The sequence below is a fragment of the Xanthomonas sp. NCPPB 3570 genome, assembly GCF_056725115.1.
In genome coordinates this window covers 2,493,740-2,507,991 of the sequence record NZ_CM161513.1, presented here as the reverse complement: position 1 = coordinate 2,507,991, position 14,252 = coordinate 2,493,740, and the positions used below count along the sequence as shown (strand labels likewise).

Sequence of the window (14,252 nt, the reverse complement as noted above, 5' to 3'; positions counted from 1 at the left end):
CCATGGCCGCGGCACTGTTTGTCGACCGCTTCACGCCCCGGACCACGTACCTTGATCCAGCCTGAGATGCAGGCGGAATTCCCCGGATGGGAAAGGAACATGGAATGAAGACGAAGGCGAAGGGCTTGGCGATCATGGCGGCAGCGGGGCTGGCGCTGTCCTTTCAGGCGCAGGCACAGTCCTGCTGTCCCTCTGGCGGGCATGGGGTGGTGGGCAAGGGACTCGGCGAAAGCGTGCCCAAGGCGCTGAATCTGGCCACGGACTCGGCCTGGCGCGTCTACGCGTTCTCGCGCGATGGCGTGAACTACCTGCAGATCAACGACGCCAGCGGTGTGGTACGTGCCGCGGTCGGCCGCATCGGCAAGACCCTGTGGGTGCTGCCGATGGGCAGCGACGTGGCGCGGGTCTCGCTCACGGCATCGCCGGCGATGCCGGGTCGTGTGATCTACCGGACTGCGGATGTGGTGGTGCGGCTGCGCGAGGATGCCAGCGGCGACGCCTGGGAGATCACCGCGGTGGAGTGAGGCCGGCGGCCTGGCTTTCGGACACCAGGAAGCTGAAGCTCAACGCATGGCGGCGCCGGCAGGTGCCGCCATGCGCCTGCAGGCGGACCGCCAGCTCGCGCTCCGGCGCCTCCGGGCGGCGCCGCAAGGCGCTCAGCATCGCGGCATCGGCGGTGATGCGGATGGCGATGCCCTGCCGCCCTCTGGCACGCCATACGCGCGCCTGCAGCAGATGGGTGTGGGCCACGGGCAGCGTCTCGATCGCGTCGAGGATGCAGCGATAGGCCACCAGTTGCAGGCCCAGCGACAGCCGCCGCGGATCGCCATGCAGGCGGCAGCGGAACTCCGTCCCGCACAGGTTGGCGAAGGTCGGCGAGTGCAGGGTGGGGTACAGCCCATGCGTCTCGATGCCGAGCGGATACAGTGCAGTGACGTACTCGTCCAGCAACTGCGCCTGGATCACGCCGGTGCGGGTCATCTGCATGGCGGCGGCGTAATGGCCGCGCGCGCGCAGGTCCTCCACCACGTCGCGGCGCAGCTTGTTGATCTGGGTGCTGAGGTCGGTGTAGTCGACCACGCGCCGGCGCAGCGTGCGTTCGGCCGACAGATAGCCGGCCTGCGCGAAGGCCAGCGCCTGCTCGCGCAGGCGTCCGTCGTCGCGCATGTGCCGATAGGCCGCGGAGATGCGCGACCCGAACGCGAACATCACCGTGGCCGTGGCGGCAAGCAGGATCTGCACCACGAACGCGTCGGCGTCGTGCATGCCGGGTGCCACGACCCTGGGCATGGACAGCGCCACGGCGACGTTCGCCAGGACCACGCCGAGCGCCGCGCCCCGCCACCCATGGCGCAGCGTCAGCACGATCGCCGGGATCACCAGCAGGACCATCAGCAGTTGCCGCAGCAGCGCGTCGCCGGCCAGGGCGATCGATGCCGACAGCGCCACGACCACGCCGATCGACGCCAACCCCTCGCGCAGCAGCGAGGCCTGCATCTGCGCAGGCTCGTCGCGTCGCAACCACAGCAATGCCGGCAGCACGAACATCAGCGTGCCGAGGTAATCGCCAAGCCAGTAGCGCAGCAGCACGTCCAGCGGCGCGGGCCCTGCCGGCCCCCCAAGTGCGGTGTTGATCGCGATGTTGCACAGCGTGCTCCACAGCGCGGTCGCCAGTGTCAGCGGCAGCAGCCAGTGATCGTTGCGTGCCAGATCCGGAACGCGTTGACGCACGACGACCGGCAGCAGCGACACGGCCGGCATCAGCAGGAACGGACTCACATATGCCCAGGTGGCGCTTGCGCCCCAGGCCTCGCTCATCGGAATGCGCAGCGTCAGCAACGCGGCGGCTTCGCCGGCCAGCAACCACGGCCAGCGCCGTGCGGGCAGGAACAGCAGGCTGGCGACGCGCACGCCTGCCGGCAGATACCACTGGTCCACGGAGCAGCGCCAGGCCAGCAGGAAGGCGCTGCAGTAGGCCGCGCTCAGTAAAGCGCCTTTGGCGATATCTCGTCCCGCGGCCATCCCCGCCATCCGTGGTGTGTCGCGGCTACTGTATAAGCCGGCTCGCTGCCGAAGGTAGACAGTTGGCAGCGGACGCGACAGTGTGAGACGCATCGCAGTGATCGACGGATGCAGACGCATATCTGTTAGTTTTTCCTGGCTGTGCATTCGTGTTAGCGGTAACAGCGCTGACGCTTCGCTCATTGGCTATCGCACGCTGTGTTCAGAGCGACCGGGCACGTCGTTGGATGGTCTACGTCTATGAGCGGGGAAGGCGTAGCATCGCGCCATGGCTTCCGTGCATCGGCCTCCCGTTCCGGCATTGCGCGGCCTGGTGACAGCGGTGTGGGCGTACGATCCAGCACCGATGTCGGCAGCCGAACGGGCGCCCGTGCGCGAGCATGTGCTGCCGACTGGCGCCACGCATCTCGCTGTTCGGGTCGGCGGCGCTCCGTTGCAGGTGTTCGACCACGCCGCCGACCTGCATGGCCATTGCCTGGGCCATGCGGTGGTGGGCGGGGTGCGCACGGCGTATCACGTGCGCGATGTCGCACAGCCCGCCGTCTCGGTCGGTGCGATGTTGCGTCCCGGCGCCACCGGCGTGCTGCTCGGCGTGCCCGAATCCGCGCTGGCCGGGCATCACACGCCGCTGGAGCTGTTGCTGTCCGCTGGCGAGGTCGATGCGCTGCTGGAGCGGCTGCAGCGTTGCACCGATGCGCCGGCGCGGCTGGCGGCATTCGAGCATTGGTTGATCGCGCGTGCTCGTGGCCGGCCACCGATGCTGCATCCAGCGTTGGAAAGGATGTTTGCGTGCGCCTGGCATCCAGGGTTGCGCGTGGAGACCATGGTGCGCGCCAGCGGGCTCAGCCATCGGCATTGCATCGCCATGTTCCGGCAGGCCACCGGTCTCGCACCGAATGCATGGCTGCGGTTGCAACGGTTCTCGCATGCGCTGGAACTGGCCTGCGACCGATCGCGGGACTGGGCCGGGATCGCCACCGCCAGTGGCTTCGCCGACCAGGCGCATCTGGCCAATACCTTTCGCAGCGTGGCCGGGGTGACACCGTCTGCCTGGCGGCGGATGGCCGACCCGGCCGCACCGCGGCACGTGCCGCGCTGAGCGGAGTGCAGGTCAAATCCTTGCAAGACGCTGTGCATGCGCCGCGGCACACTAATGGCCTGTCACCTCACAAGGATTCGACATGGCGATCCACGAGCTCTATGCCTACCTGTGCGTGCGCGACGCAGCCGCCGCAATGGCGTTCTACGCCCAAGCGTTTGGCGCACGCGAACTGTTCCGCCTCACCGAGCCGGACGGGCGCATCGGCCATGCCGAGGTGGATCTCGACGGCCATACGCTGATGTTGTCGGAGGAGTATCCGGACATGGGTGTGCGCAGCCCGGAACACCTCGGTGCCACGCCGGTCACGCTGCACCTGCATGTGGACGATGCCGACGCGTTGGTCGCCCGCGCGGTCGCCGCGGGCGCCACGCTCGAGCGCGGCATGCAGGACCACTTTTACGGCGAGCGCTCCGGCACCGTGCGCGATCCCTTCGGCCACCGCTGGCTGATCGGCCACGCGATCGAGTCGGTGACGCCGGAGGAGATGCAGCGGCGCTATACGGCGCTGTTCGCGAAGGCACAGAGAACCTGAGCAGGGAGTGGATGGCCGAGGCCTGCCGGCAGCCGCCGCAGTTCGACGTGCGCAAGTTCATCGTCGGCGAGGACCACGTCGTGGCCATCGGCCAGATCGCGCTCGTTACCGGCGACGCCGGGACGTCGCTGTTTTCCTATTGCGACGTCTGGCGATTCCGCGATGGGCGGATGGCGGAACTGGAGGCGTACGTGGTGCCGCTGTCGGCAGCACAGGACCGTTAACCTCGGGCGCGCGCCCGGCCTATCGCTTACTGCAACACGGTATCCGCCAGCAGCTTCAGGTTCAGCACCACGATCAGCGCGGCGATCGCCCAGGCCAGCCAGGCCAGGCCGCGCCGCACCACCAGTGGTCCCATCCGCTGCTTGTCGGTGACGAAGCGCACCAGCGGGATCACCGCGAACGGCAACTGCATCGACAGCACCACCTGGCTCAGCACCAGCAGCTTGGCGGTGCCCTGTTCGCCATACAGCGAGGTCACCGCCACCACCGGCACGATCGCCAGGCCGCGGGTCAGCAGGCGCCGCGCCCATGGCGGCAGGCGCAGGTGCAGGAAGCCTTCCATCACGATCTGCCCGGCCAGGGTGGCGGTGACGGTGGAATTGATGCCGGAGGCCAGCAACGCCACCGCGAACAGGGTCGAGGCCAGGCCGACGCCGAGCATCGGCGCCAACAGTTCGTGCGCCTGTTCGATCTCCTGCACGTCGGTGCGGCCGTGCGCGTGGAACACCGCGGCGGCCAGGATCAGGATCGCGGCGTTGACGAACAGCGCCAGGCTCAGCGCGATGGTGCTGTCGGTCAGTGCCCAGCGCAGCGCCGAGCGGCGGCCCTGGTCGGTGCGTTCGTAGGCGCGGGTCTGCACGATCGACGAATGCAGATACAGGTTGTGCGGCATCACTGTCGCGCCGATGATGCCGATCGCCAGGTACAGCGCGGCCGGGTCGGTCACCACCTGCGCGCGCGGGATGAAGCCGGCCAGCACCTCGCGCAGCGGCGGCGCGGCCAGCACGATCTGCACCAGGAAGCAGGCGAAGATCACCGTCAGCAGGGCGATCACGAACGCCTCCAGCGCACGGAAGCCGCGGCGCATCAGGAACAGCACCAGCAGCGCGTCGATCGAGGTGATGATCGCACCGGCGGTGAGCGGGATGCCGAACAGCAGCTTCAGCGCGATCGCGGTACCGATCACCTCGGCCAGGTCGCAGGCGACGATGGCCGCTTCGCAGGCCAGCCACAGCAGGAAGTTCACCGGCTTGGAGTAGTGCGCGCGGCAGGCCTGGGCCAGATCGAGACCGGTGGCGATGCCCAGGCGCGCGGCCAGCCCCTGCAGCACGATCGCCATCAGGTTGGAGAGCAGGATCACCGACAGCAGCAGGTAGCCGAAGTGCGAGCCGCCAGCGATATCGGTCGCCCAGTTGCCCGGGTCCATGTAGCCGACCGAGACCATGTAGCCGGGCCCGAGGAAGGCCAGGAAGCGGCGCCAGCCCAGGCCGGTGCGCGGCACGGCGACGCTCGCGTTCATCGCCCCCAGGCTGGGGCGCGCCTCGCCACGGCTGGCGTGTTCGGCAGCGGAACGGGGCAGGGGCAGGGGGGCGGCCATGGCGGCGACGGCGTGGAGCGGGGACGCGAATCAGTATATAGCAGATGCTATATGGATTAGCATTGGCAATTCGAATCGCTGCGATAGCCCGGATTTCGGCCAGAATATGCAGGTGGCCGGCGGGTGCCGGCACAGGACAAGGGCGTTGCGATGCAGAAAAGCGGGAAGTCGATGGCGCCGCCGGTGCTGCTCGACGCCGAAGTGCAGGTCGAAAGCTTCCGCCAAGTGCGCGAGGCGCACCGCCTGGAGCTGATCGAGGACTACGTGGAGTTGATTTCCGACCTGCTCGCCGACGGCGGCGAAGCGCGGCAGGTGGATATCGCCGCGCGCCTGGGCGTGGCCCAGCCGACCGTGGCCAAGATGCTCAAGCGCCTGGTCAAGGGCGGCTGGGTGGTACAGCGTCCGTATCGCGGCGTGTTCCTGACCGCCGAGGGCGAGGCGCTGGCGGCGGCCAGCCGGCAGCGCCACCAGACCGTGGAGCAGTTCCTGCTGGCGCTGGGCATCGACGCGGACACCGCGCGCCGCGATGCCGAGGGCATCGAGCACCATGTCAGCGAAGCGACGCTGGCCGTGTTCGCCGAGTTCGTGCGCAAGCACGGCGCGTCGCGATGAGCGTCGGCGACGACGCGCAACTGTCGCGCGACGTGCACTGGATGCGCCATGCGCTGGCCCTGGCCGAACGCGCCGAGCGCGAGTTCGACGAGATCCCGGTCGGCGCGGTGCTGGTCTCGGCCGAGGACGAGGTGCTGGGCGAGGGCTGGAACCTCAACATCGCCGAACACGATCCCAGCGCGCATGCCGAGATCGTCGCGCTGCGCCAGGCCGGCCGCCGGCTCGGCAACCATCGCCTGGTCGGCAGCCGCCTGTACGTGACCCTGGAGCCGTGCGCGATGTGCGCGATGGCGGTGGTGCACGCGCGGGTGGCTGAACTGGTCTACGCCGCGACCGATCCCAAGACCGGCGCCTGCGGTAGCGTGTTCGACCTGCTCGCCGACCCGCGCCACAACCACCGCGTGCAGGTGCGCAGCGGGGTGCTGGCGGCGGAGGCCAGCACGCGCCTGACCAATTATTTCCGCGCCAAGCGCGGCAAGCCGCCGCTGGGCGCGTGAGCGGCCAGCCCCTGCCGGTTGCGCAGGCCGCGCGGTATCATTGAAGTCTGATACGACACTTCCGCGCCGGCCTCGCCGCCGCGAACGACAGGACGGTGATATGGCGCAAGCGCACGTGGCGAACGATCGGCTGATCTGGATCGATCTGGAAATGACCGGCTTGGATACCGATCGCGATTCGATCATCGAAATCGCCACGGTGGTGACCGACGCGCAACTCAACGTGCTGGCCGAGGGCCCGGAGTTCGCCATCGCCCATCCGCTGCAGACGCTGGAGGCGATGGACGAGTGGAACCGCAACCAGCACCGCCACTCCGGCCTGTGGCAGCGCGTGCTCGACAGCCAGGTCACGCTGGCCCAGGCCGAGGCCGAGACCATGGCGTTCCTGACCCAGTGGTGCAAGCCCGGCACCTCGCCGATGTGCGGCAACTCGATCTGCCAGGACCGGCGTTTCCTGCACCGGCAGATGCCGCGGCTGGAGCGCTTCTTCCACTACCGCAACCTGGACGTGTCGACGCTGAAGGAACTGGCGCGGCGCTGGGCGCCGACGGTGTCGGCCGGGCTGACCAAGACCTCCTCGCACACCGCGCTGAGCGACGTGCATGATTCCATCGACGAACTGCGCTACTACCGCCCGTTCATGGGCAGGCTGGGCGGGCAGGGCGAGGGCTGATCCGCGATTCAGGCGCCGTCGAGGCGCATACGGAAGACCGCCCGACGATCGTCGGGCGGATGCACAGGCAGTACAGGAAATGACGCCGCCGCTCAGCGCGCCAGCGGCGGTCCCGGCTTGGTCTCGCCGTCGTCGGTGACGCCTTTGGTCAACAGCTCGGCGATCGGGCGGCCGTCCGCATCGTGGTGGTACACGTGCAGGTCGCGCTGCGGATACGGAATGCTGAGCCCGTTCTCCAGCAACTGGTTGCGGATCTGCTCCAGCGTGCTGCTCTTGGCCGCGCCGAAATCGCCGTTCTTGGCGTAGCCGAACAGCATCAGGTCCACCGTGCTCTCGCCCAGGTTGGTGACCTGCACGAACGGGGCGGGCGTCTTCAGGATGTTCGGATTGTCCTGGGCGATCTTCAGCAACAGCTCCTGCGCCTTCTTCAGGTCGTCGCCGTAGCCGACGCCGACGGTGATCTCCAGGCGCCGGTTGGGCAGGGTGCTGTAGTTGACGATCGGCGCGGTGGTGATGGTGCTGTTGGGCAGGGTCACCATGCGCTCGTCGAAGGTGCGGATGCGGGTCTGGAAGATCCGGATCTCGTCGACCACGCCTTCCTGGCCGGCCACCACCACGTGGTCGCCGTCGCGCATTGGCCGCAGCACGATCAGCATGACCCCGGAGGCGATGTTGGACAGCGAGTCCTTCAGCGCCAGGCCCACCGCCAGGCCGGCGGCGCCGAGCACGGCGAACAGCGAGGTCGGCGGCACGCCGATCTTCTGCAGCGCGGTGACCAGCACCAGCACCAGCATCAACGCATAGGCGACGTTGCGCAGGAAGTTGCTGAGCGTGGTTTCCACCCGCGCACGCAGCAGCGCGCTGCGCAGCCATTCGCTCAGGCGCTTGGCGATCCACATCCCGACCACCACGATCAGGATCGCCACGCCCCAGTTGAGCGCGTACTGCGCCCAGTCCAGGGTCCGCCAGTCGAACGGACGCGCCGCGCGCGTCGCCGGCGCAGCGGTCGTGGCCGCCGTCAGTGCCGTCAGCCACGACTGCATCGGCATCACCCCTTGCTCTTGAGCTTGGCCAGGCGCAGCCAGGTGTCGACCACGGTGTCCGGGTTCAGCGACACCGACTCGATGCCTTCCTGCATCAGCCACTCCGCCAGGTCCGGGTGATCCGACGGGCCCTGGCCGCAGATGCCCACGTACTTGCCCTTGGCGCGCGCGGCCTTGATCGCCATCGACAGCATCTTCTTGACCGCCGGATTGCGCTCGTCGAACAGGTGCGCCACGATCGAGGAGTCGCGGTCCAGGCCCAGGGTGAGCTGGGTGAGATCGTTGGAGCCGATCGAGAAGCCGTCGAAGATGTCCAGGAACTCCTCGGCCAGCAGCGCGTTCGACGGCACTTCGCACATCATGATGATCTTCAGGCCGTTCTCGCCCTGGCGCAGGCCGTTGCTGGCCAGTACCTCGACGACCTTGCGGCCTTCCTCGAGGGTGCGCACGAACGGGATCATGACCCACATGTTGTCCAGGCCCATCTCGTTGCGGACCTTGAGCACGGCCTTGCATTCCAGCGCGAACGCGGCAGCGAAGCTCGGATCGACGTAGCGGCTGGCGCCGCGGAAGCCGATCATCGGGTTCTCTTCGTGAGGCTCGTAGTTGCTGCCGCCGATCAGGTTGGCGTACTCGTTGGACTTGAAGTCCGACAGGCGCACGATCACCGGGTGCGGCGCCACCGACGCGGTCAGCGTGGCGATGCCTTCGGCCAGGCGGTTGACGTAGAAGCTCACCGGGTCGGCGTAGCCGGCGATCTTCTCGTCGATCTTCTTCTTGGTCGCCGCGTCCTGCTTGGCGTACTCCAGCAGCGCATTGGGATGGATACCGATGTGCGTGGCGATGATCATCTCCAGGCGCGCCAGGCCGATGCCGGCGTTGGGCAACTGGCCGAAGTCGAACGCGCGCTCCGGGTTGGCCACGTTCATCATGATCTTCAGCGGCGCCGGCGGCATGTTGCCCAGGTCCGTGGTGGTGCGCTCGAACGGCAGGCGCCCGCCATAGATGTAGCCGGTGTCGCCTTCGGCGCAGCTGACGGTCACTTCCTTGCCGTCCTCGACCAGCTCCATCGCGTTGCCGGTGCCGACCACCGCCGGCACGCCCAGCTCGCGGGCGATGATCGCCGCGTGGCAGGTGCGGCCGCCGCGGTTGGTGACGATCGCCGAGGCGCGCTTCATCACCGGCTCCCAATCGGGATCGGTCATATCCGCGACCAGTACGTCGCCGGGTTGCACCCGGTTCATGTCGTCCAGGCTGCGCACCACGCGGGCGACGCCGGCGCCGATCTTCTGGCCGATGGCGCGGCCTTCGGCGATCACTTCGCCGCGCTGCTGCAGCGCGAAGCGTTCGATCTGGGTGGCGTGGCCGCGCGACTTCACCGTCTCCGGGCGCGCCTGCACGATGAACAGCTTGCCGCTGACGCCGTCCTTCGCCCACTCGATGTCCATCGGCCGCTGGTAGTGCTGCTCGATCACCAGCGCCTGCTTGGCCAGTTCCTGCACGTCCTCGTCGTTGATCGAGAAGGTGTTGCGCAGCTGCGCCGGCGTGTCTTCGATGCGTACGCGCTCGCCGGGCACGTCCGAATACACCATGCGGATCAGCTTGCTGCCCAGCGAGCGGCGCAGGATCGCCGGCTTGCCGGCCTTCAGGGTGGGCTTGTAGACGTAGAACTCGTCGGGGTTGACCGCGCCCTGCACGACCATTTCGCCGAGACCGAAGCTCGAGGTAACGAACACCACGTCGCGGAAACCGGATTCGGTGTCCAGGGTGAACAGCACGCCGGAGGCGCCGACGCCCGAGCGCACCATCAGCTGCACACCGGCCGACAGGAACACGTCCTCGTGCTTGAAGCCGTGGTGCACGCGGTAGGCGATGGCGCGATCGTTGTAGAGGCTGGCGAAGACTTCCTTGACCTTGTGCACGACGTCGTCGGCGCCGGTCACGTTGAGGAAGGTCTCCTGCTGGCCGGCGAAGCTGGCGTCGGGCAGGTCTTCGGCGGTGGCCGAGGAGCGCACCGCGACCGCGACTTCACCGCCGCCGTTCTCGTTGCACAGTTGCGCGTAGGCGTCGCGGATCGCCTGGTCCAGCTCCGGCTGCAGCGGCGCGTCGATCACCCAGCCGCGGATTTCCTTGCCGGCGGCGGTCAGCGCGCCCACGTCTTCCACGTCCAGCGTGGCCAGCTTGTCGAAGATGCGCTGGTACAGATCGTTGTGGGCGACGAAGGCCTTGAACGCTTCGGCGGTGGTGGCGAAGCCGCCCGGCACGGACACGCCGAGCCCCGCCAGATTGCCGATCATTTCGCCGAGGGAGGAATTCTTGCCACCGACGCGAGCCAGGTCGGCCAGGCGCAGCTCATGCAACCACAGGATGTTCTCGTTCAAGCGCGATGCTCCGTTAGGCCATCGCCCGAGGCGGGCTGAATGGCCGCGTCCGTGAGGGAAGAAGCCGATATGATGCAGTGCGCACCCGAGCCGGCACAAGCGAAGCGGGCGCATCCGTTGGGTTTCAGCCAGGAGAATGCAGGCAATGTCGACGATCAGACCGGTGTTCTACGTGTCCGATGGAACCGGTATCACCGCTGAAACCATTGGGCATAGCCTGCTCACCCAGTTCAGCGGTTTCAGCTTCGTCACCGACCGCATGTCGTTCGTCGACGATCCGGAAAAAGCCCGCGATGCCGCGCAGCGCATCCATGCCGCGGGCGAGCGCTATCAGGTCCGGCCGATCGTGGTCAACTCCTGTGTCGACCCGCAACTGAGCATGCTGCTGGCCGAGAGCGGGGCGCTGATGCTCGACGTGTTCGCGCCCTTCATCGAGCCGCTGGAGCGCGAGTTGAACGCGCCGCGGCACTCGCGCGTGGGACAGGCGCACGGTCTGGTCGATTTCGAGACCTATCACCGCCGCATCAACGCGATGAACTTCGCGCTGGCGCACGACGACGGCATCGCGCTCACCTACGACGAAGCCGATGTGATCCTGGTCGCGGTGTCGCGCGCGGGCAAGACGCCGACCTGCATCTATCTGGCGCTGCATTACGGCGTGCGTGCGGCCAACTATCCGCTGACCGATGAGGACCTGGAGAGCGATCGGCTGCCGCCGCGGCTGCGCGCCTACCGCAACAAGCTGTTCGGGCTGACCATCGATCCAGAGCGGCTGCAGCAGATCCGCCAGGAGCGGCGGCCGAATTCGCGGTACTCCAATGCCGAGACCTGCCGGCGCGAAGTGGCGGCGGCCGAAACCATGTTCCGCATGGAGCGCATTCCCACCTTGAGCACCACGCATACCTCGATCGAGGAGATTTCCAGCAAGGTGCTGGCGACGCTGGGGCTGCAGCGCGAGATGTTCTGATCAGGGTGGTTGCGGGCGGGTCTGCGCCGGTCGGGGCGGGGCCGCTCCTGGCAGCGATGGAATTTCCGCACTTCGCCGCATGGATCTCCAAGGTAGGCCGCTGGCGCCGATCCGTCAATGCTGCCGCCGGCGCGATGCAGCGTGTAGGATCGGCCCATGCAGCACGCCCTGACCCGCAGCGAACGCATCCCCCGGCTCAGCCGTTTCGGCTGGCTGATGGGGCTGTACGCCGAGAACTATCTGCACCTGAACCGCCTGTTCGTGCCGGCCGACCTGGCCGCCGGCAGTTACGTGTCCAGCATCGGCGATGGCCTGGACCTGCGCCTGGACGTGATCGAACGCCACCGCTACACCGTCGAGCTGCGCCTGACCTACGACCTGTGCGATCCGCTGACCGGCGAGCCGGACCCGTCGGCCTACGTGCGCCTGTACCTTGATGCGCGCCAGGCCGAGACCACGCATTGCTATGTCGGCCGCCGCTGGCAGGATGTGATGGGGCTGTACCCGCCGCCGGCGGAACTGATCAGCCACCGCATGCGTATGAACACCTTCCTCGGCAAATGGCTGGAATACCTGGCCGAGCGCGGCCACGGCGTGGCCACGTTGCGCTCGGCGCCGCCGCTGCCGCGCGCGGCGCAGGACGCGGCGACGCCCGCCGTCTAGCCACAGGCTAGACGAAGCGGGGGCGCGGTTACGGCATACTGCGCGCCCGTCGCCATCCGCCTTCTCCGCATGCCTTACACCCCCATCGTCGCCACCTTGGGCTACGTTCTCTCGCCCGACCGCAGCCAGGTGCTGATGGTCCATCGCAATGCCCGGCCCGGCGATCATCACCTGGGCAAGTACAACGGCCTGGGCGGCAAGGTCGAGGCGGACGAGGACGTGCTGGCCGGCATGCGCCGCGAGATCCTGGAGGAGGCCGGCATCACCTGCGAGGCGCTGCAGTTGCGCGGCACCATCAGCTGGCCGGGATTCGGCAAGCACGGCGAGGACTGGCTGGGCTTCGTGTTCCTGATCGAGGCCTACAGCGGGGAACCGTTCGCCGAAAACGCCGAGGGCGCGCTGGCCTGGGTGCCGATCGCGCAGATGGACACGCTGCCGATGTGGGAGGGTGATCGCCACTTCCTGCCGCTGGTGTTCGATGGCGACCCGCGCCCGTTCCATGGGGTCATGCCGTACCGCGACGGGCGCATGCAGTCCTGGCGGTATTCGCGGGTCTGACACTTAAGCCCCTCTCCCGCCGGGAGAGGGTTGGGGTGAGGGTACGGCGCGAAAGCGACCCGCGGAGTTTGGGTGGGTGGGGTGAGGGTACGGCGCGAAAGCGACTCGCGGAGTTTGGCTGCGTCAGGCTCCGCCCGTACCCTCATCCGGCCCTTCGGGCCACCTTCTCCCGACGGGAGAAGGAACAGCCTCTTCTTGCCGCTGGTGTTCGATGGCGACCCGCGCCCGTTCCACGGGGTCATGCCATACCGCGACGGGCGCATGCAGTCCTGGCGCTATTCGCGGGTCTGACATTAAGCCCCTCTCCCCCTGGGAGAGGGGTTGGGGTGAGGGTACGGCGCGAAAGCGACTCGTGAAGTTTGGGTGAGTGGGGTGAGGGTGCGGCGCGAAAGCGACCCGCGAAGTTTGGGGGGGTAGGGCAAGAGTGCAGCGCGAAAGCGACCCGCGGAGTTCGGTTGCGCCAGGCTTCGCCCGTACCCTCATCCGGCCCTTCGGGCCACCTTCTCCCGGCGGGAGAAGGAACGGCCTCATCCTTCTCGCGCCCGGTTTGTCCACAGCAGCTGTGGATCGATCCTGCACAAGCCTGTGGGCAAGCGTGGCAAGTCCCTGAAATGGCTGCCCGATTTCGCCTGGTGGCGAAAATTTCAACAGTCCCGGCCGCGCTTCTCCACAGCCGGTGTGGATGAAAGCGCACGAACGCTGTGGATAAGAGGCCGGTGGCGTTGTGCCGCAACGGTCGCCGTCGCGCTGGCGAAAAATTCGCCAGTGTCGATCGCGCGAGCACGCAGCCGGACGTGCGTGCCTGTCGCAGCGCTACTGCGCGGTCCAGCCGCCATCGATGGCGATGGTCTGGGCGGTGATGTTGCGCGCCGCCGGCGAGGCCAGGAACGCCACGCAGCCGGCCAGTTCGTCGTAGGCAATGAACACGCCCTTGGGCATCGGCTTGAGCATCACCTGGGCGATCACGTCGGCCTCGGAAATGCCGCGGGTGCGCGCCTGGTCGGCGATCTGCCTGTCCACCAGCGGCGTCTTCACGTAGCTGGGGCAGAGCGTGTTGATGGTGATGTCGGTGTCGGCGGTCTCCAGTGCGATCACCTTGGAGAAGCCGACCAGGCCGTGCTTGGCGGCGACGTAGGCACTCTTGTACGGGCTGGCGACCAGCGAGTGGATGCTGCCGATGTTGACGATGCGGCCGAACCCGCGCTCGCGCATGCCCGGCAGCACCGCCTGGGTCAGCCGTGCCACGCCGGTCAGCATCACCTCCACCAGCAGGCTCCACTTGTCCATCGGGAACTCCTGCAACGGCGCCACGTGCTGCAGCCCGGCGTTGTTGACCAGCACGTCCACCGGCCGGCTGACGGCCGCCAGCGCCGCGGCGATGCTGTCCGCACTGGCCACGTCCAGCGCCACCGCCTCGGCCGAGCCGCCGGCCTGACGCAACTGCGCGGCGACCGCGTCGGCGGCGGTCGGGTCGAGGTCGCTGACGACGATGTGGCGGCCGCCGGCGGCCAGTTCTTTGGCGATGCCGGCGCCGATGCCGCTGGCGGCACCGGTGATCAGGACGGTCTGCATAAGGCAATACCTGCGCGAAAGTGGGGAGCG

Annotated in this window: 15 protein-coding genes; 10 read left to right on the top strand and 5 right to left on the bottom strand. The window is 67.9% G+C overall.

Annotated elements, in window-relative coordinates; genetic code table 11:
- The first annotated feature begins 104 nt into the window (after positions 1 to 104).
- Entirely contained in the window at positions 105 to 524 is a 420-nt protein-coding gene (locus AC1PLR_RS10895; protein ID WP_481100988.1) for a hypothetical protein, read from the top strand.
- Here the strand turns inward: AC1PLR_RS10895 and AC1PLR_RS10890 are convergent.
- Entirely contained in the window at positions 508 to 2,022 is a 1,515-nt protein-coding gene (locus AC1PLR_RS10890; RefSeq protein ID WP_481103579.1) for an MASE1 domain-containing protein, read from the bottom strand. The two genes, AC1PLR_RS10895 and AC1PLR_RS10890, sit on opposite strands and share 17 nt — an antisense overlap.
- 268 nt (positions 2,023 to 2,290) lie before the next feature.
- Between AC1PLR_RS10890 and AC1PLR_RS10885 the strand changes: the two genes are divergently transcribed.
- The 3 genes from AC1PLR_RS10885 to AC1PLR_RS10875 all read left to right on the top strand — a co-directional run bounded on the left by AC1PLR_RS10885 (position 2,291) and on the right by AC1PLR_RS10875 (position 3,880).
- The gene (locus AC1PLR_RS10885; RefSeq protein WP_481100987.1) at positions 2,291 to 3,121 is read left to right on the top strand and encodes a helix-turn-helix domain-containing protein; all 831 of its coding nucleotides are present in this window, start codon (positions 2,291 to 2,293) and stop codon (positions 3,119 to 3,121) included.
- Between the two features lie 82 nt (positions 3,122 to 3,203).
- Entirely contained in the window at positions 3,204 to 3,656 is a 453-nt protein-coding gene (locus AC1PLR_RS10880) for a VOC family protein (protein ID WP_481100986.1), read from the top strand.
- 11 nt (positions 3,657 to 3,667) lie between these two features.
- Positions 3,668 to 3,880: a nuclear transport factor 2 family protein gene (locus AC1PLR_RS10875; RefSeq protein ID WP_481100985.1), complete on the top strand. Its 213-nt coding sequence runs from the start codon at positions 3,668 to 3,670 to the stop codon at positions 3,878 to 3,880.
- Positions 3,881 to 3,906: 26 nt separating this feature from the next.
- Here the strand turns inward: AC1PLR_RS10875 and AC1PLR_RS10870 are convergent, their stop codons facing one another.
- Complete coding sequence (locus AC1PLR_RS10870; RefSeq protein ID WP_481103578.1) at positions 3,907 to 5,178, bottom strand: Nramp family divalent metal transporter; 1,272 nt, start codon at positions 5,176 to 5,178, stop codon at positions 3,907 to 3,909.
- A 228-nt stretch (positions 5,179 to 5,406) separates the two neighbouring features.
- On the opposite strand from AC1PLR_RS10870, the gene mntR reads away from it, so the two are divergent.
- The 3 genes from mntR to orn all read left to right on the top strand — a co-directional run bounded on the left by mntR (position 5,407) and on the right by orn (position 7,038).
- Entirely contained in the window at positions 5,407 to 5,868 is a 462-nt protein-coding gene (gene mntR, locus AC1PLR_RS10865) for a manganese-binding transcriptional regulator MntR (protein ID WP_209245701.1), read from the top strand.
- A complete protein-coding gene (gene tadA, locus AC1PLR_RS10860; RefSeq protein WP_481100984.1) occupies positions 5,865 to 6,365 on the top strand; it encodes a tRNA adenosine(34) deaminase TadA in 501 nt (166 codons plus the stop codon). The genes mntR and tadA overlap by 4 nt, the downstream gene beginning before the upstream one ends.
- Positions 6,366 to 6,465: 100 nt before the next feature.
- Positions 6,466 to 7,038 (top strand): oligoribonuclease, encoded by a 573-nt coding sequence (gene orn, locus AC1PLR_RS10855; RefSeq protein ID WP_267111874.1) that lies wholly within the window; start codon positions 6,466 to 6,468, stop codon positions 7,036 to 7,038.
- Between the two features lie 92 nt (positions 7,039 to 7,130).
- Here the strand turns inward: orn and AC1PLR_RS10850 are convergent, their stop codons facing one another.
- Together AC1PLR_RS10850 and ppsA are read right to left on the bottom strand one after the other, a co-directional pair.
- A complete protein-coding gene (locus AC1PLR_RS10850; protein ID WP_209031472.1) occupies positions 7,131 to 8,081 on the bottom strand; it encodes a mechanosensitive ion channel family protein in 951 nt (316 codons plus the stop codon).
- A 5-nt stretch (positions 8,082 to 8,086) separates the two neighbouring features.
- The gene (ppsA, locus tag AC1PLR_RS10845) at positions 8,087 to 10,462 is read right to left on the bottom strand and encodes a phosphoenolpyruvate synthase (protein ID WP_481100983.1); all 2,376 of its coding nucleotides are present in this window, start codon (positions 10,460 to 10,462) and stop codon (positions 8,087 to 8,089) included.
- Between the two features lie 145 nt (positions 10,463 to 10,607).
- Between ppsA and ppsR the strand changes: the two genes are divergently transcribed.
- The 3 genes from ppsR (at position 10,608) to AC1PLR_RS10830 (ending at position 12,650) form a co-directional block, all read left to right on the top strand.
- Positions 10,608 to 11,429 carry a posphoenolpyruvate synthetase regulatory kinase/phosphorylase PpsR gene (ppsR, locus tag AC1PLR_RS10840; RefSeq protein ID WP_010342958.1) on the top strand — a complete coding sequence of 274 codons (822 nt, stop codon included), beginning with the start codon at positions 10,608 to 10,610 and terminating at the stop codon, positions 11,427 to 11,429.
- 156 nt (positions 11,430 to 11,585) lie between these two features.
- Positions 11,586 to 12,092, top strand: a complete 507-nt coding sequence (locus AC1PLR_RS10835; RefSeq protein ID WP_371182052.1) for a DUF1249 domain-containing protein — start codon at positions 11,586 to 11,588, stop codon at positions 12,090 to 12,092.
- A 69-nt stretch (positions 12,093 to 12,161) separates the two neighbouring features.
- Positions 12,162 to 12,650, top strand: a complete 489-nt coding sequence (locus AC1PLR_RS10830) for an NUDIX hydrolase (RefSeq protein WP_010342960.1) — start codon at positions 12,162 to 12,164, stop codon at positions 12,648 to 12,650.
- Between the two features lie 813 nt (positions 12,651 to 13,463).
- Here AC1PLR_RS10830 and AC1PLR_RS10825 read toward each other — a convergent pair.
- A complete protein-coding gene (locus AC1PLR_RS10825; protein ID WP_481100982.1) occupies positions 13,464 to 14,222 on the bottom strand; it encodes a 3-hydroxybutyrate dehydrogenase in 759 nt (252 codons plus the stop codon).
- Between the last annotated feature and the right edge of the window lie 30 nt (positions 14,223 to 14,252).